The organism is Alteromonas sp. ABV4_150 (assembly GCF_056311745.1).
The window spans coordinates 511,622-527,391 of sequence record NZ_CM149971.1 but is presented as its reverse complement, the minus strand read 5'-3'; the positions used below and the strand labels follow the sequence as shown (position 1 = coordinate 527,391).

Here is a 15,770-nt window from a genome sequence, read left to right as displayed (position 1 = left end):
TTCAATAGCCCTTACGCGCTTAGTTTTTCGCGAAGCATGGTTTCAAGTTTTTCCTGATCTGCGGCAAAGTTGCGGATGCCTTCAGACAGCTTTTCGGTCGCCATTGCATCTTCGTTCATTGCCCAGCGGAATTCGCTTTCTGTTAAGCGGTCACCTGGTGTTTTTGTAGCGCCATTGTCTTTAAGTTTAACCTCTAGAGCGCCAGGTTCGTTTGCCAGTTCTTCTAGCAGTGCTGGGCTAATGGTTAGACGGTCACAACCTGCCAACGCTTGAATTTCACCAATGTTACGGAAGCTTGCGCCCATCACTACGGTATTGTAGCCGTGGTCTTTGTAGTAGTTGTAAATTTTAGTTACAGATACTACGCCTGGATCTTCATCTGGTGCGTATGACTCAGTACCGGTCGCTTTTTTGTACCAGTCTAAAATGCGCCCTACGAATGGAGATATAAGGTAAACGCCTGCTTCTGCACATGCTTGCGCTTGAGCAAAGCTGAATAGTAGGGTTAGGTTGCACTGAATACCTTTTTTCTCGAGTGCTTCAGCAGCTTGAATACCTTCCCATGTAGACGCAATTTTTATAAGAATGCGTGACTTATCGATACCTGCATCTTCGTATAGCTGAACCAAACGCTCTGCTTTTTCGATAGTGGCAGCAGTGTCGAACGATAGGCGTGCGTCTACTTCAGTTGAGATTCGGCCTGGAATAGTTGCAGAGATTTCTTTACCAATGGCCACTGCTAGCTTGTCTGCAGCATCAGTTAACTGTTGGTCAGCGTCGTTTGACTGAAGTTTTGCCCATGCTACAGCATCATCAATTAGGCTTGCATATTGAGGAAGACCGGCCGCTTTTAAAAGTAGCGACGGGTTAGTTGTGGCATCGACTGGTTGATACTTTTTAATGGCATCGATGTCGCCCGTGTCGGCAACAACGGTAGTGATATCACGTAATGAAGCTAACTGATTGCTCATAATTCTCTCTGTTCTTTATCAAAATAAATTTGGACAACTCGCTGGAAAAGCCAGTTGAATAAAACGGTTCGCTTGCGCGTGTGTAGGGCTTCGCGCTTTCGTTTTCTTTTTGCAAAATACGTATTCCACTAAGGAACGAGGCAAAAATAAATTTAGCGCTTTGGTCATCAAGACACACACCTAGAAGATGCATCTGACTTATTGTTTGAATATTCTTTTGTACTGCTATTTATATCAAACCCGTGTGACAATTCATACATTGAATAATGACAAATTCGCTAATCGGATTTCTCTGTTAAGCCAATTTACGTCTTTCTTATGCTATTTAGCTTCTTAACGCGTATGAAGTGGTACAATAAACACGTAAAAATTAAGGAGTCGAAATGTTAGTTGTAGTATCACCAGCAAAAAACCTAGATTTTGAAAGCGAAGTTCCTGTGAGTCAGTTCACTCAGCCTGCCATGCTTGAAGACACTGAACGTTTGATGGAAGTTTGCCGCACCTTATCGCCTGCTGACTTATCATCGCTGATGAAGATAAGCGACAAGTTAGCAACGTTGAACGCCAACCGTTTTGCTGAGTTTTCTACGCCATTTTCGCCCGATAATGCACGCCAAGCAATGTATGCGTTTAATGGTGATGTGTATACTGGGTTGGATGCTTACTCGCTTGATAGCGAAACGGTAGAATATGCGCAAAATCATCTTCGAATTTTGTCTGGCCTCTACGGATTGCTTCGTCCTTTAGACTTAATGCAGGCCTATCGTTTAGAAATGGGCACTAAATTAGCAAACCCTGAAGGAAAAGACCTGTATGCGTTTTGGGATGATCGCATTACTTATGTGCTAAATAAAGCATTAGAAGCACAAGGCGACAATGTGTTGATCAACCTTGCTTCAAATGAGTACTTCAAAGCAGTGAAGAAGAAGTCTTTAGATGGCATGATCATCACGCCAACATTTAAAGACTGCAAGAATGGTCAGTATAAGATTATCAGTTTCTTCGCGAAGAAAGCCCGTGGTTTAATGGCGCGTTATATTCTTGAAAACCGTGTAGAAGACGTAGAAGGTCTGAAAAACTTCGACGTAGATGGCTATGTGTTTAGCGAAGAACAAAGTTCGTCAACGGAACTTGTGTTTCTGCGTAACCAAGAAAGTTAATAACATCCGTTCATCCATAATCACCTAAAAAGTAGGACATAAATTTGAGCATATTAGTTCGCAATTTACCTAAAACATTTACTCAGGAAAATCTTGAAGACTTGTTTTTCGAGTTTGGCACCATAGCGTCGTGCGACTTGGTGATGGATGAGGCTTCTGGCTTATCTAAAGGCTTTGGTTTCGTAGAAATGAGCACGCAAGAAGAAACCGATAAAGCCATTGAAAAACTTAACGCTAAAATTATCGACGGTAAGAAAATTCGTGTTAAGTGGTCAAATCAAGAGAAGAAGCAGGCTGAAGCGATAGCTAGTGCGCCGGCGCCTAAAAGAGACATTCCCGAAGATGTGTGGGGAAGTGCTTCTCGCAATAACTCTGATCGTGAAAACGACGCCGAGTAATACCGAGGGAATATAATTGACAAGCGCTGACAACGAAGGTTGTCAGCGCTCAACCTTCATTTAACCAGATACGGTTGCTGTTTGTACTTGAGTATTGCGAGCAGTCATAACAATGGCCAGCCACACCAGTACACCACCACCGGCAAGCGCTAGGCCTACCCAACCCGTTGATGTATAGCCGTAACCCGCTGACAGCGTCATTCCAGCCAACCAAGGCCCAAGCGCATTAGCGGTATTAAATGCTGCATGGTTCATGGCGCCGGCCAAAGTCTGAGCCTCGCCAGCGACGTCCATAAGCCTTGTTTGCAGCGGCACCACCATGCCACCACCGATACCAATGAAAAACAGTGATGCTGCCATTAAGTATGGATTTCCCATCGACGCGGCGTAAGCTGCAGCTGATAGGCCCAGTAAAACCTGAAACGTAATCGCTGAAGTCAGTAGCCTGCCTTCAGAATAGCGGCCTGCAATAATATTGCCCAAAGTTACGCCAATACCATAGATAAGCAAGGTTGCAGAGATTCCCCATTCAGGCGAAGAGGTTGTATTGAGGTAAGAGGCACTAAAGTAAGAATACACAGAGAACATGCCCCCAAAGCCAATTGCGCCCATAAGTAGAACAAGCAGCACATCTTTGTTTTTTAGCGCTTTAAGCTCAGTTAACGGGTTGGCATCCGGGTTTGGCCCGCGGTATGGTGCAGTTTTCCACACCATTAATGCGGTGACTAAGGCAAAGGCTGAAATCATAAAGAAACCGGTTCTCCACCCGAACATTTGCCCGATGCCGCTAATTGATGGAACACCTATTATATTTGCTATAGCTAAGCCTAAAATAATGTTACTGACTGCTTGTGCACGCTTGTTCTTACCAGCAATGTCAGCAGCAAAAAGCATGGCAATACCGAAATAAGCGCCGTGTGGAAGACCAGCAATAAAGCGAGCTATATTCATTGTCCATTCTGACCATGCTAGTGCTGTTAGCAAGTTTCCGGCAGCATAAAAGACCATCATTGAAATAAGCATGGTACGTCGGGCAAGGCGAGAAAAGAAAATAGTGATGAGCGGTGCGCCTACTACAACGCCAATGGCATAGGCACTAATCGCATGGCCCGCAACGTTTTCCGTGATACCAAAATCTTCAGCAAAGTAAGGCAGTAAACCCATTGCCGCAAATTCGCTGCAACCTATTACGAAAGTACCGAAAGCTAGCCAGAATGTAATTGTCGCCAGTGAATATTCTTCTGCCGCTGATTGCTCTTCCGAACGGGCTCCCTTATACGCTGCCTGAGTAGAAGTGATATTGTCAGTTTGATTCGCCATAAACTATCTTTTTTCCTTCATATCGTACCATTCAGTCGCTTGCTTGCTGCTTGAGCATGGCGCACTTGCACAAGGTTAAAATACAAAAACCGGCAAATGGTATGTTTGCCGGCTTTCTATTTTTAAAAGCTATTGCTTTGGTTATTCAAAAAAGGCCAAAAGCCCCAAGTTTGTGCTTTGTTCATTCATTAATAAGCTGAGATCATAGCAGCGAATGACTATTTAGTAACGGTAGCTGATAAGATTTCTTAATCATTTCAGCGCTTTAAATGTAGTGTGTTTGTTAATGATTTGATTCACGTCATTTTTTCAGTAATACACATGAGAGCTAACTCAATACTAAAGTGGTTGTTTTCTGAGCGTAAAAGCCCTCGGCATCTTTCGTTTTTACTCAGCTAACTATTAACATTTTATGCAGGGCTAGCTGTCATAGCTGGTTTTATCTTTTAACGATTATTCGTATAAAAAACAAACTTCTTGACTTTGAGGTGTTCTATATATAGAACGTTCTTTAAATGGAACAAAATGAAGTTGGTAAGGTGTGAATCAATCAACGCTCAACATTCTCGGAAGGCATTTGCAGAAACTCAGGCAAGACAAAGGTGTCTCGCTGTCGCAATTGGCAGCAGGGGCAGGTATCGCTAAATCTAACCTTTCAAGATTGGAGCAGGGCAATGGCAACCCGACCCTAGACACCATTTGGCGATTAGCTAAACAACTAGACGTTCCGTTCGGTCAGCTAGTTCAGCCTCTTAGCGCAAGCGTTGGAGAAAAGGGGGTAGAAGTTCGTTTAATTGAGCAAGGACAAGGTATCCCGAACGTTGATGCTTATTGGATGTCAGTTGCACCGAATACTTTTCGAGAGGCAGAAGCTCACGCCACAGGAACAGAAGAAACGATTACCGTTGTTAGCGGCTCTCTTGAAGCTGGGAATAGTGGAAATACTCAATGGCTGCATCCGGGTCAAAGTCTAGCATTTGACGCTGATTTGCCTCACGTATACAAAACGGGAGACGAGTGGGCGACATGTCTTATCACAATTGTTTATCACAAAGAGGCAAAGGAATGAGCCAACTTTCATCAAAAAGCGGACTTAAGCAAGGGGTTATTGACGGGTTACCTTTGTTAGGTGGTTACATTCCTGTAGCTATTTCATTTGGCGTGATCGCAGTTCAAGCCGGCTTTTCTACGCTGGAAGCCACGCTTATTTCCGTGTTCATCTACGCAGGTGCGTCGCAGTTTCTTTTAGTTGCCATGGTAGCTTCAGGTGCGCCACTTTGGCTAGCGGTTTGTATGACGTTATTAGTTAATGTACGTCATGTGGTTTATGCGCCCAACTTGGTGCCTTATTTACCGCAAAGTAAGGCTTGGCCCTATTTAATGCACGGCCTTACTGACCAGATTTTTGCGCTAGCCCATACTCGCTTGCCGCTAATGGACGATGCTAAAAAGGTAGATTGGTTTAAAGGCGTATCGATGGTGGCGTGGCTTAGCTGGATCGTAGGGACGGCGCTTGGCGGTATCGCAGGGGACTCCCTTACCCAACAATGGCCAATATTAGACAGCGTGATGCCCTTTGCCTTACCTGCACTTTTCCTTGTGCTACTCGCGCCTAAATTCTCAAGTAAATTGTGGAGCGCTACCTTGCTCGTTACAATGACGGCGGCTCTTTTTTTGGCTCTCAGCACCTTTAAAAACGCTGCAATTCCATTGGCAGCACTATGCGGTGCGATAACTTTTTATCTTCTTACCTCGCACGTTGAAAGGAAGCAATCTCATGCACGTTGATATCTGGATAGCCATTGTTGTTGCAGCCATCGGGACATATGCATTACGCGTAGGCCCGTTGCTGTGGACTCAGCGCCACTTTAATAAACACAAGGCCAACAACACTGAGGCGCGTTTACCTACGTGGCTAAGCGTGTTAGGGCCGTTGATGATTGCCGCTATGCTAGGAGCGTCACTTATTCCAAAAGCACCGTCAGCGGCGAGTTGGATTGCAACCGCAATAGGCACTGTTGTCACTGTGCTTGTTTGGCGCAAATTCAAAAGCTTAGGGCTGCCAGTGTTTTGCGGCGTGCTTTCTTTTGGTGTGGCTTTTGGTATCGCTTTGGTTTAGCGTTGGGCGTAGATGTTAAGTCGCTGGGCTAAGACTTATTCTTACCCAAAGCTTTCTCGCCCCAAATTTCCTCCAAGCGCTGGTCACGCCCACAGTTCCATCGGTAGAACTTATAGCGAACGGGACTTTTTTTATAAAAATCTTGATGGCCAATTTCGTCGCCTTTTATCGGATAAAAGGTAGAAGCATCGAGTATGGGCGTTACCACCTTTTTATTGGGAAATTGGGCTACCACGTCAGCTTTTGTTTTTTCTGCTATAGCACGTTCTTTATCGTTTGCTACAAAGATGGCGCTTAAGTAACTGGGTCCCTTATCACAAAACTGACCTCGGTCATCGAAAGGGTCAATGTTCACCCAAAAATGATCGAGAATATCATTATAAGAAAGCATATCGCCGTCGTAGGTGATCTTTACCGCCTCAAAGTGTCCCTTGTGGTTGCCATTATAAGTCGGATTTGGCGCGCTTCCGCCAGTGAACCCCGACACCACATCAGTAACCCCGTCTAGCTTTTCAAAATCAGACTCCATGCACCAAAAGCAGCCCCCAGCTAGTATGGCCTCGTCGGCACTTGTTGATGGCGTAAAAATCGAAGCGCTCAACGCTGTGCTAATTAAAACTGCAGAAAGTGTTAATTTCATCATTCACCTTTTATGTGTTGGTTTAACGTTGTAGCGACCTTCGCGTTAAATTCTTCAGGCCCCAGTTTGCGAAGATATACGGTTAACAAATAAAGAACGGTTTAAGCTGAAATTAATTTCATCGCAGTACAGCGAGTTAATTCGATTTTGTTTTACAAGCGTACATTTTCTACAAGCGTTCATTGCGAAGCTTGGCGCGAAATCATAGGTTTAGAAAAAGACTAGGAGGATGTAAGTAAAATTTTCATCTCACTCTGTAGTCTTCTTTCAAAAAGGGAACTGTCTTTGATTCCACCATTTACAAGACGGGGCTGTAAAGCCGCTATGACAAGGGATAGAGCGATTTCTTATGATCGGCAGAGCACTTGCATCTTATCCAACTACATGAAAATCAGTTTAGTTAAAATGAAAGGAAAGATGATATGTCGATAGTCAAATCAGGTAGTGCAGCATATAAACCACTAGGCAAAAAAGGGAAGGGCAGTATTTCTACGGAAACAGGTGCTTTGTCTAATCAACCTTATGGTTTTAACACACGGTTTGAAGATGAAAAAGGGACCAACCCCGAAGAATTAATTGGCGCAGCCCATGCGAGTTGTTTCACAATGGCGCTTTCTTTTGCATTGTCCGATGCAGGATATGAAGACGGCGAATTAAATACAACGGCCAAAATCAGCCTAGACAAGAACGACGACGGTTTTAAGATTACTCAGTCTGCATTGACCTTAGACGCTGAGGTTGAAGGGATCACCGAAGACGAATTTGAAAAAATAGCTCAAGAAGCGAAGGATAACTGTCCTGTTTCTCAACTGCTAAACGCCAATATCACTTTAGAATATCGTTTGAGCAAGAGTTAATCATTGAGTGGTAGTAGCCCGTTTTGAAAACGGGCTTTTTATTTAAAATTAGTGATGAAAAAGAGCGGCTTTTAAAAGCCGCTCTTTTAGTTTTAACTATGCATTATTTGCTAATTACACCACAAGCCACGCGTTTGCCACCACCGCCGAGCTTTTTAGGTGAATCAGAATAGTTGTCACCACCGGCATGAATCATTAGCGCACGACCTTTAATATCTTCCAGTTCAAGTTCTGGCGCGAAAATCGGCTGAGTAGCCTTACCGTCTTCATTCACATAAAGTACAGGAAGATCGCCCTCATGACCTCGCTCGGACCATGGGGCTTTATGTTTATTAGTATTTTCTGGGTCAAAGTGACCGCCTGCAGCGCCACCTAAGACCTTTTTCCCATCTTTCATTGCAGGAGAGCAATCCCCATTTTGATGGACGTGGAAGCCATGTGCTCCCGGCGTTAACCCTGATAGCCTAGGTGTGAATATTACGCCGTCATCATCGTGACTACTCACCATAACTGTACCGATTGAATGCCCAGTTTCTAAGTTTTTAATCATCACTTCTTTTCCTTCTTCGTGATGGCCGGCAAAACTCCCAGCACTTAGCACTAGAGAAATAGACCCCGCTATAGCAGTAAGTAAACGCTTCCTCATAGTAATCTCCTTAACTAATTTAATGATTCACTTCTAAAAACAGCATGATTAACTCAGCATAAAATAAACCAGTTTGAGCGAGACGAGTAAAAAGGTCCTGCAACCCCTTTACCGATAACCTTAAGGCAAGAATTTGCATTCAGCCTCCCAACCCCACTCACTTACATTAAGTGAAAGGCTTATAGCTTTCCTGTGAAAATGTTACCGAACGTAATTCCGGCCCCTTTTTCTTCTTTTCTAAATAGTTCGCAGGGAGGGTTGTGCTTTAGCAGTAAAACTCAGTAACAATATGATGGTGGCACTTTTTCCCTATACGACTTACAGTTAGCCCACATCGGTTTTTAAAGGACATTGTCATGTATACACTTTACGGTTATCCGAAAACCCGCTCGGTTCGCGTGGCATGGGCATTAGAAGAGCTCGGCTTACCTTTTGAATTCAAGTTGGTTGACCTAAAACAAGGGCAACACCTGTCCGAGGAATACAAAAAAATAAGCCCCGCGGCAAAAATTCCAGCCCTAGCGACACCCGAAGGCACCTTGACTGAGTCTGCTGCGATTGTCACCTTTTTAGCTGAAAGACACGGCATGCATGAATTTATCCCGGAGCCAGGAAGTTTTGAGCGAGCAAAATATGAAGAAATGATGATGTTCCTTACCAGTGAGTTAGAGCAGCCGATTTGGAATTTAGCAAAGCACACTTTTGCTTTGCCAAAAGAGCAGAGACTTGAGCAAATGCGCGATATAGCAGTGTGGGAATTTAAGCGAGTGCTGCCTGTGTTCTCCTCTATGCTTGGCGATAAAGAGTTTGTTTGCGGCGCCATGTTCACTATGGCCGATGTGGTAGCGGGTCATATTTTGGCGTGGGCGAAAGGCAGTAAACTCGATATTACGCTAGACGGTAAAACTGACAATGTAGCCGGTTATGCGAAACGTGTATTGGGCCGTGAAGCTTATGAAAGAGCATGGCGACAAGAGATGGCGCATTTGCCTGAGTAATCCGGGTGGGGCTCTAATAACAAATAGTAGTTTGCTATGTTATTGGGGGCAAAAACATATAACGACAGCGCCGCTGATATAAAAGCTGACCTAAAAGCAGAAGATAAGGCTGATACAGAAGCTTGCGTAATACTAGCGGCGAGATAATAAAACAAGAAGGTAATCACTAATGAAATCATTTAAAACACTACTCGTAAGTAGTGCAGTAACTATGGCACTGGGCCTTAGCTCTGCGGCAGCCAATGCACACAATCACGCAAATATGCAGAGCTCACCAAAAAGTGAATCAGTGTCAAAAGAAAAATCTGAGCACGATAAGCTTTTTGCACTATTTGCAGCTTCTGATCAGCGTGATATTGAGCTCAACCCGATTATGGCCATCTTCCGTGGCGATATGCGTTATGCCGACAGAATGGGTGACTTCTTAACCGATGCACACGCCCTAGCTGGAAAAACCGCTACGCTACTCAACTTGTCAGAGCTTAAACAAATTGACCGCAGTAAGCTAAGCGACACCGACAAGCTTGCTTACGATGTATTTAAGTACAATGAAGAACGCTCGCTAAAAATGTCGAGTGACGAGATTGAAGCGCTTACAGAAGTACGTCCTGTAAATCACTTTAGCGGGTTTCACACCTTCTATCCGACCTTTGCAAGCGGAAAGGGCGCGGCGCCATTTAAAACAGTAGAAGATTACGAAAATAATTTATCTCGCCACAAAGATTATATCGCGATTTCAGATCGTGCTATCGGCAAGTTTCGCGAGGGCATGGAAAGTGGTGTACTTGAAACTAAATTGACTATCGACCGAGTGATAAAACAGTTTGATACTCAGCTCGCTATCCCAATTAAAGAGTCACAATTTTGGGGGCCAATCACAATGTTCCCAGAAAGTTTCTCTGATGAGGAAAAAGCGCGTTTAACCGCTGAGTATGAAAAAGCGACGCAAGAAATTTACGATGCAACTACGCGTATGCGCGATTTTCTTCGCGATGAGTATCTTCCCGTAGCCCGTGAGAGCATTGGCCTTAGCGATATGAAAGGTGGCGCAAAGCTTTATCAATTGATGGTGGAAGGTTCGACTACACTGCCAATGACGCCTGATGAACTGCATACGCTAGGCTTAAAAGAAGTTAAGCGCATTAAAAATGACATGCTTGAAATTAAGGATGAAGTGAACTTTGAAGGCACCCTAAATGAGTTCTTCGATTATGTGCGCACCGACCCTAAATTCAAGCCTGAAAGTCGCGAGGCACTAACCCAAAACTATTATGATATTGGTCGCGAAGTAGACGAGAAAATTGATCAATACTTCTCGTTATTGCCGAAGTCTGAGCTAGAGATAAAACCTTACGATCCTGCAATTGAGCAATTTAGCGCAGGTGGTTCTTATCAGCCGGGCACGCCAGACGGCTCTCGTCCTGGTACTTTCTACTTTAACGCTTACGACCTACCTAGTCGTTTAACGACGGGTAACGTTACTTTGTACCTTCATGAAGGTGCGCCTGGTCACCATTTTCAAGTCAGCCTTGCGCAAGAAAATGAAGCGCTACCCTCATTCATGCGCTTCAGCTTCCTTCCTGCATTCGGCGAAGGGTGGGCGTTATATTCAGAAACTTTGGGTTATGAAATGGGTTTCTTTGATGACCCATGGAACCGTTACGGTACGCTTCAAGATGAACAGCTGCGCGCCATGCGTTTGGTGGTAGACACAGGTATTCACGCGAAAGGCTGGAGCCGTGAACAAGCTATCGATTTTATGCTCGAAAACTCAGGCATGACCCGCACAGAAGTTGTGGCCGAGGTAGAGCGTTATATTGCGATCCCGTCGCAAGCGCTATCTTACAAAGTGGGCGCGCTTAAAATTCAAGAATTACGCGCGCGCGCAGAGAAGGCATTGGGTGACGATTTCGACATTCGAGAGTTCCACGCACAAGTGCTGAATACAGGCGGTATTCCATTAACTATTCTTGAGCAGAAAATTGACCGCTGGATTGCTAGCCAAAAGAGTTAAGGATTAAAGCCTTGGTTTAAACCGTTTAAAGCGCAATCAGCGATAAGTCAAGCACGGCAAAAAGCTGATATATAAAACAAAGCCAGTAATGCTCGTCATTACTGGCTTTTCTATTTTTGCGACCAATAGCAGTGATATTGACGTATAGCTTCACTAGAGTAGTAATTGTACAATTTTTCTAAAGGTTTAAAGGAGCGCAAGGTGGAGTTAGGGTTATTTTCATTAAGTTTAACGGTCAAGGATATTAATAAATCGAAAGCCTTCTATGAAGCATTAGGTTTTGAAGCTATGCCTTCATGTGGCTCGGTGGAAGACAAATGGTTAATGATGAAAAACGGCACCACCATGATTGGCTTATTCGAAGGTATGTTTGAAGACAACATTATGACTTTTAACCCCAGCGATGTTAGAGTACTTCAGGCGAGTTTAGTTGAGCAAGACATTGCATTAGAGGTGCCGGTGAAAGGCGACAGTGGCCCAGGGCATTTTATTGTTAAAGACCCTGACGGCAACACTATTATGTTTGATCAATTTTAATTCAAAAAATCCCTTCTAATCACGATTGGGGTCTTACTTGTAAAGCGCTTTTTGAACAATTACTCTTAAATAGAGGGAAAGTCAGAAAGGGAAAGTATGTTGAAAACAAAACTGTTATTTATAGTTATGGCATTGATGACAACCATTGCGTGCCAGAGTACGAAGACCAGTAAAGCTCCGAGTAAAAGCGAGTTAGCTCCTTTCAATTGGCAGATTAGCGAATTCGCATTGGTCGATGTGGAAGAGCCCGAGGCACTTTTTGCGTTATCTGAGCAGCAAAAACAGCACTTTCTTTCTTATTATAATTCGCCCACAAAAGCACACACATCACCTAATATTCGCCTCGCTAGATACTTAGAAAATCTGGTCTCAAACTTCAGTTACGCAGGCGACACGCTAATAGCACGAGATGTATTAAACAAACGTTACGGAAACTGTATGTCGCTTGCACTGCTAACTACAGCGCTTGCCAGGCTCGCAAACCTAGATGTAGTTTATCAACAGGTCCATACTCCACCACTGTATCGGCGGTTTGGAAACACGCTCACTACGTCTACACATGTTCGAAGCATTATTTTAGGGCCTGAACCCGAAAAAACAGGCGATAGCATTGTTTTTAGGGGAAGATCGATCATTGATTATTTTCCATCAAGTCGTGATGACAGGGGAGTTTATATCTCTGAGGCAGATTTTATCTCTATGTATTACCAAAATATGTCTGCTGAAGTGATGAGTGACAACCCTGATTTAGCCTACAGTTATTTGTATCGCGCAATGCAGTTAACTACAACAAATGCATCTACGCTAAATTCTCTCGCTGTACTCTACCGTTCAAACGGCTACGAAGTAGAAGCTCGAAAACTTTACGAATTCGCGATTGAAAACCATATTCAGTCGGTACATACGCTATCGAATTTTGCAGTGCTGCTTAAAAAAATAGGCGACGTGGAAACACTATCGCGTATTGGGGGGATGTATTTAAGAACAGACGACGACAACCCTTATCGATGGATAGATTTAGGCAATGCATTTTTAGCGAAGGGCAAGCTTTCAGAGGCAGAAATGTTGTTCAACAAAGCCATCGCTACAGGCCCTTATCTGGGAGAAAGCTACTCGGCTATGGCTAAGACTTATTTTTTACAGGGGAAGGTGCTTAAAGCTGAAAATATGATGAAAAAAGCGCTCTCCCTTTCACTGCCTTCACAGAATAGAGCGCTTTACACCGCCAAGCTAAAGGCTATCCAAAATAGCAATTAATGACTTAGTTTCCGTAGCTCGCTGAGCACTTAGATTCTCGCTGCCAGTTCTGCTCCTTGACGAATAGCACGCTTGGCATCGAGTTCAGCTGCTACGTCAGCACCGCCGATAATGTGCACGGTAAATCCTGCCTCTTCTAGAGGTTGCTGCAGAGGTTTAAAGGGCTCTTGGCCTGCACATACAATAACATTATCAACAGACAGTACTTTTGGTGTGTCGTTAATCAGCACGTGCAGCCCTTCATCATCTACTCTCTCGTAGCTCACACCATTAATCATTTGAACATTGTGATGTTTCAATGATTGCCTGTGGATCCAGCCCGTAGTTTTGCCCAGCCCTTTACCTACTTTAGAGGTCTTACGCTGAAGTAAATAAACTTCGCGGTCTGATGGCTCTATCGCTTTTTGTTTGAGCGCCCCCGGCGTTGAATACTCTTTATCGATACCCCAGTGGTCAAGCCATTTATCCTTATCTTTGGCTAAGTGTTCATGTTCAACTAAAAACTCTGCCACATCAAAACCGATGCCGCCAGCACCAACAATAGCCACTTTCTTACCTACGGGCTTGTGGTCACGCAATACGTCTAAATAACTCATTACTTTAGGGTGGTCGTGCCCTTCAATTGTAAGCGTTCGAGGATTAATACCGGTGGCTAATACCACTTCATCAAATCCATCATCAACAAGGCTTTCTGCGTTAATCTCGGTGTTAAGGTGAACAGTAACGCCAACGCGAGCTAGCTGATTGTCAAAATAACGCAGGGTTTCATAAAACTCCTCTTTTCCTGGCACTTGCTTGGCATAATTAAACTGCCCGCCAATCTCAGCGGCTTTATCGAACAAGTGTACGTCGTGCCCTCGCTCAGCAGCATACATTGAAAATGCCAATCCAGCTGGACCTGCACCTACAACCGCTAGTTTTTTCTTGTTTTGAGTAGGGGTAAAGGTAAGTTCGGTTTCATAGCACGCTTGTGGGTTCACCAAGCAACTTGCACGCTTTTGTTCGAATGCATGGTCTAGGCAAGCTTGGTTACAGGCAATACAAGTGTTGATTAGCTTAGACTCATTGCGCATGGCCTTGGCCACAAAATGGGCGTCAGCCAAGAAAGGGCGTGCCATCGATACCATGTCAGCATGGCCTTGTGCGAGTACCGATTCTGCAACTTCAGGGGTATTAATACGGTTAGTGGTGATAAGAGGAATATTCACCTCTTTTTTCATGCGTTCGGTTATCCAGGTAAACGCTGCACGAGGTACAGAAGTGGAAATCGTAGGAACACGGGCTTCATGCCATCCAATACCAGTATTAATAAGCGTAGCACCTGCTTTTTCAATTTCTTTAGCCAAGTACACGACTTCATCCCACTTAGCGCCACCTTCAACCAAATCCAGCATAGACAGGCGATAAATAATAATGAAGTTAGTACCTACTTTCTCGCGCACACCTTTAACTATCTCAATAGCTAAGCGGGCTCTGTTTTCTAAACTTCCACCCCATTCATCATTTCGATGATTGGTGCGTTCACAGAAAAACTGATTTATGAGGTAGCCTTCCGAACCCATTATTTCCACGCCGTCATAACCCGCTTCCTGAGCTAGGCTGGAGCATTTAACGTAGTCTTTAATTGTGTTTCTTACGCCACGAGACGACAGCTCTCTAGGTTTAAACGGCGTGATAGGAGATTTCATTGGAGAGGCAGACACCGCAAGAGGATGATAACCATAGCGACCCGAATGCAATATTTGCATGCAAATTTTGCTGTCTTCCTTATGCACAGCATCAGTAATAACACGGTGCTTTTTCGCGTGGCGAGAACGGGTCATTCTGCCAGCAAATGGCGCTACCCAACCTGAAATGTTAGGGCTAATGCCACCCGTTACGATAAGCCCTGCGCCGCCTTTGGCGCGCTCGGCATAGAAAGCTGCCAGTTTATCAAAGCCGCCTTTCTCTTCTTCAAGGCCAAGGTGCATAGAACCCATTAGTGTTCTGTTGCGAAGCGTTGTAAAGCCTAAATCTAGAGGTTCAAGTAAGTGAGGGTAGGGTGATGTCATTATTATTAGCACTCATTTATTCAATTTGCTTGATGCTAACACTAATTGAAAAAGTTGCCAGACCCACGAGATAGTCTGGCAACCGAAAAAGGGAGCCAGGGAACGGTCTCCCTTAACTGGTTCCGTTAGTAAGGTGCAACCTTACCAATGATAACTCTCTTACTGCGCTTAATTAGAGAATAGAATTTGTCAAAACTACTCTTTACTTCTTCTTTTGAATAATGTTTCGCAAGTGATTTCATAAACTTAACGTCTTCAACCGTTCTAGAAAACTCGAATTCCTCTCCTGGATTGTTGGTAGGGTAAATCACCATGAAGCTATATTCGCCAGTTGTCATGGAATAAAGCGTAGGAACCGACACGCCGGCTAGCTTAGAGCCTTCAATGAAGTACTTTGTAACTAATTCTTTGAAGGTATCTTCTTGTCCAACCTCAACGTCGAAAAAGAACATCATTGAATAGTCAGTAATTTCACTTTTCTCGGGGGCAAGGTTGTCAAGATACGCTTGCCATTCATCATCAGATATTTTGTTGTCTTTAGTATCTTCCTGAGAATATGCGAGGGTACTAAACGCGTTTAGTAGTAGCGCGATGCAAAATATAGAAGTCAATTTTTTCATTATTTATTTTCCATGTGTGAATTGTTGTTGAGTGGAAAAAGTTACTGTGAATTAATAACTTAAAACTGAAAAAAACATGAAAAAAAGTTGAATTTTGATATTTTTAGCCGTCATAAATTGAAGATTAAAGAGGGTGCTCGGCTCTTCTTGGGTTCTGTTCAGATGTCAGCTAGCAAGATGCC

Annotated in this window: 16 protein-coding genes; 10 read left to right on the top strand and 6 right to left on the bottom strand. The window is 44.0% G+C overall.

Translation table 11 applies throughout. The features are described 5' to 3' along the window. Nucleotides 1-11: 11 nt before the first annotated feature. On the bottom strand, nucleotides 12-971 hold the full coding sequence (gene tal, locus ACYX4M_RS02270) for a transaldolase (RefSeq protein ID WP_476081721.1): 960 nt from the start codon (nucleotides 969-971) through the stop codon (nucleotides 12-14). 383 nt (nucleotides 972-1,354) lie between these two features. Here tal and yaaA point away from each other — a divergent pair, with 383 nt between their 5' ends. Both yaaA and ACYX4M_RS02260 read left to right on the top strand, forming a co-directional pair. Continuing rightward, nucleotides 1,355-2,131 (top strand): peroxide stress protein YaaA, encoded by a 777-nt coding sequence (gene yaaA, locus ACYX4M_RS02265; protein WP_476081720.1) that lies wholly within the window; start codon nucleotides 1,355-1,357, stop codon nucleotides 2,129-2,131. A 44-nt stretch (nucleotides 2,132-2,175) separates the two neighbouring features. After that, nucleotides 2,176-2,529 (top strand): RNA recognition motif domain-containing protein, encoded by a 354-nt coding sequence (locus ACYX4M_RS02260; protein WP_476081719.1) that lies wholly within the window; start codon nucleotides 2,176-2,178, stop codon nucleotides 2,527-2,529. Nucleotides 2,530-2,589: 60 nt separating this feature from the next. Here the strand turns inward: ACYX4M_RS02260 and ACYX4M_RS02255 are convergent, their stop codons facing one another. Continuing rightward, a complete protein-coding gene (locus ACYX4M_RS02255) occupies nucleotides 2,590-3,849 on the bottom strand; it encodes an MFS transporter (RefSeq protein ID WP_476081718.1) in 1,260 nt (419 codons plus the stop codon). A 577-nt stretch (nucleotides 3,850-4,426) separates the two neighbouring features. Between ACYX4M_RS02255 and ACYX4M_RS02250 the strand changes: the two genes are divergently transcribed. The 3 genes from ACYX4M_RS02250 to ACYX4M_RS02240 are packed head-to-tail and all read left to right on the top strand — an operon-like array spanning nucleotide 4,427 to nucleotide 5,968. Then, nucleotides 4,427-4,918, top strand: a complete 492-nt coding sequence (locus tag ACYX4M_RS02250; RefSeq protein WP_476081717.1) for a helix-turn-helix domain-containing protein — start codon at nucleotides 4,427-4,429, stop codon at nucleotides 4,916-4,918. Then, on the top strand, nucleotides 4,915-5,637 hold the full coding sequence (locus tag ACYX4M_RS02245) for an AzlC family ABC transporter permease (RefSeq protein WP_476081716.1): 723 nt from the start codon (nucleotides 4,915-4,917) through the stop codon (nucleotides 5,635-5,637). The genes ACYX4M_RS02250 and ACYX4M_RS02245 overlap by 4 nt, the downstream gene beginning before the upstream one ends. Then, nucleotides 5,627-5,968 carry an AzlD domain-containing protein gene (locus ACYX4M_RS02240; protein WP_131137618.1) on the top strand — a complete coding sequence of 114 codons (342 nt, stop codon included), beginning with the start codon at nucleotides 5,627-5,629 and terminating at the stop codon, nucleotides 5,966-5,968. The genes ACYX4M_RS02245 and ACYX4M_RS02240 overlap by 11 nt, the downstream gene beginning before the upstream one ends. A 28-nt stretch (nucleotides 5,969-5,996) precedes the next feature. On the opposite strand, the gene msrA is transcribed toward ACYX4M_RS02240, so the two are convergent. Beyond that, complete coding sequence (gene msrA, locus ACYX4M_RS02235) at nucleotides 5,997-6,608, bottom strand: peptide-methionine (S)-S-oxide reductase MsrA (RefSeq protein WP_476082840.1); 612 nt, start codon at nucleotides 6,606-6,608, stop codon at nucleotides 5,997-5,999. A 422-nt stretch (nucleotides 6,609-7,030) separates the two neighbouring features. Here msrA and ACYX4M_RS02230 point away from each other — a divergent pair, with 422 nt between their 5' ends. Beyond that, nucleotides 7,031-7,465: an OsmC family protein gene (locus ACYX4M_RS02230; RefSeq protein ID WP_476081715.1), complete on the top strand. Its 435-nt coding sequence runs from the start codon at nucleotides 7,031-7,033 to the stop codon at nucleotides 7,463-7,465. Nucleotides 7,466-7,568: 103 nt separating this feature from the next. On the opposite strand, the gene sodC is transcribed toward ACYX4M_RS02230, so the two are convergent. Next, entirely contained in the window at nucleotides 7,569-8,111 is a 543-nt protein-coding gene (sodC, locus tag ACYX4M_RS02225) for a superoxide dismutase [Cu-Zn] SodC (protein WP_476081714.1), read from the bottom strand. Between the two features lie 356 nt (nucleotides 8,112-8,467). Between sodC and ACYX4M_RS02220 the strand changes: the two genes are divergently transcribed. The 4 genes from ACYX4M_RS02220 (at nucleotide 8,468) to ACYX4M_RS02205 (ending at nucleotide 12,917) form a co-directional block, all read left to right on the top strand. After that, entirely contained in the window at nucleotides 8,468-9,109 is a 642-nt protein-coding gene (locus ACYX4M_RS02220) for a glutathione S-transferase family protein (RefSeq protein WP_476081713.1), read from the top strand. Nucleotides 9,110-9,278: 169 nt separating this feature from the next. Continuing rightward, nucleotides 9,279-11,123, top strand: a complete 1,845-nt coding sequence (locus tag ACYX4M_RS02215) for a DUF885 domain-containing protein (RefSeq protein ID WP_476081712.1) — start codon at nucleotides 9,279-9,281, stop codon at nucleotides 11,121-11,123. A 201-nt stretch (nucleotides 11,124-11,324) separates the two neighbouring features. Continuing rightward, a complete protein-coding gene (locus ACYX4M_RS02210) occupies nucleotides 11,325-11,660 on the top strand; it encodes a VOC family protein (protein ID WP_476081711.1) in 336 nt (111 codons plus the stop codon). Between the two features lie 96 nt (nucleotides 11,661-11,756). Continuing rightward, complete coding sequence (locus ACYX4M_RS02205; protein WP_476081710.1) at nucleotides 11,757-12,917, top strand: tetratricopeptide repeat protein; 1,161 nt, start codon at nucleotides 11,757-11,759, stop codon at nucleotides 12,915-12,917. A 29-nt stretch (nucleotides 12,918-12,946) separates the two neighbouring features. Here the strand turns inward: ACYX4M_RS02205 and ACYX4M_RS02200 are convergent, their stop codons facing one another. Together ACYX4M_RS02200 and ACYX4M_RS02195 are read right to left on the bottom strand one after the other, a co-directional pair. Then, a complete protein-coding gene (locus ACYX4M_RS02200) occupies nucleotides 12,947-14,968 on the bottom strand; it encodes an oxidoreductase (protein WP_476081709.1) in 2,022 nt (673 codons plus the stop codon). A 125-nt stretch (nucleotides 14,969-15,093) separates the two neighbouring features. Further along, on the bottom strand, nucleotides 15,094-15,588 hold the full coding sequence (locus tag ACYX4M_RS02195) for a hypothetical protein (RefSeq protein ID WP_476081708.1): 495 nt from the start codon (nucleotides 15,586-15,588) through the stop codon (nucleotides 15,094-15,096). Nucleotides 15,589-15,770: the final 182 nt, after the last annotated feature.

Bases quoted from the DNA above. Each gene is read 5' to 3' on its own strand.
- tal (WP_476081721.1), bottom strand. From the start codon at position 971: ATGAGCAATCAGTTAGCTTCATTACGTGATATCACTACCGTTGTTGCC.
- yaaA (WP_476081720.1), top strand. From the start codon at position 1,355: ATGTTAGTTGTAGTATCACCAGCAAAAAACCTAGATTTTGAAAGCGAA.
- ACYX4M_RS02255 (WP_476081718.1), bottom strand. From the start codon at position 3,849: ATGGCGAATCAAACTGACAATATCACTTCTACTCAGGCAGCGTATAAG.
- ACYX4M_RS02245 (WP_476081716.1), top strand. From the start codon at position 4,915: ATGAGCCAACTTTCATCAAAAAGCGGACTTAAGCAAGGGGTTATTGAC.
- ACYX4M_RS02240 (WP_131137618.1), top strand. From the start codon at position 5,627: ATGCACGTTGATATCTGGATAGCCATTGTTGTTGCAGCCATCGGGACA.
- msrA (WP_476082840.1), bottom strand. From the start codon at position 6,608: ATGAAATTAACACTTTCTGCAGTTTTAATTAGCACAGCGTTGAGCGCT.
- ACYX4M_RS02230 (WP_476081715.1), top strand. From the start codon at position 7,031: ATGTCGATAGTCAAATCAGGTAGTGCAGCATATAAACCACTAGGCAAA.
- sodC (WP_476081714.1), bottom strand. From the start codon at position 8,111: ATGAGGAAGCGTTTACTTACTGCTATAGCGGGGTCTATTTCTCTAGTG.
- ACYX4M_RS02220 (WP_476081713.1), top strand. From the start codon at position 8,468: ATGTATACACTTTACGGTTATCCGAAAACCCGCTCGGTTCGCGTGGCA.
- ACYX4M_RS02215 (WP_476081712.1), top strand. From the start codon at position 9,279: ATGAAATCATTTAAAACACTACTCGTAAGTAGTGCAGTAACTATGGCA.
- ACYX4M_RS02205 (WP_476081710.1), top strand. From the start codon at position 11,757: ATGTTGAAAACAAAACTGTTATTTATAGTTATGGCATTGATGACAACC.
- ACYX4M_RS02200 (WP_476081709.1), bottom strand. From the start codon at position 14,968: ATGACATCACCCTACCCTCACTTACTTGAACCTCTAGATTTAGGCTTT.
- ACYX4M_RS02195 (WP_476081708.1), bottom strand. From the start codon at position 15,588: ATGAAAAAATTGACTTCTATATTTTGCATCGCGCTACTACTAAACGCG.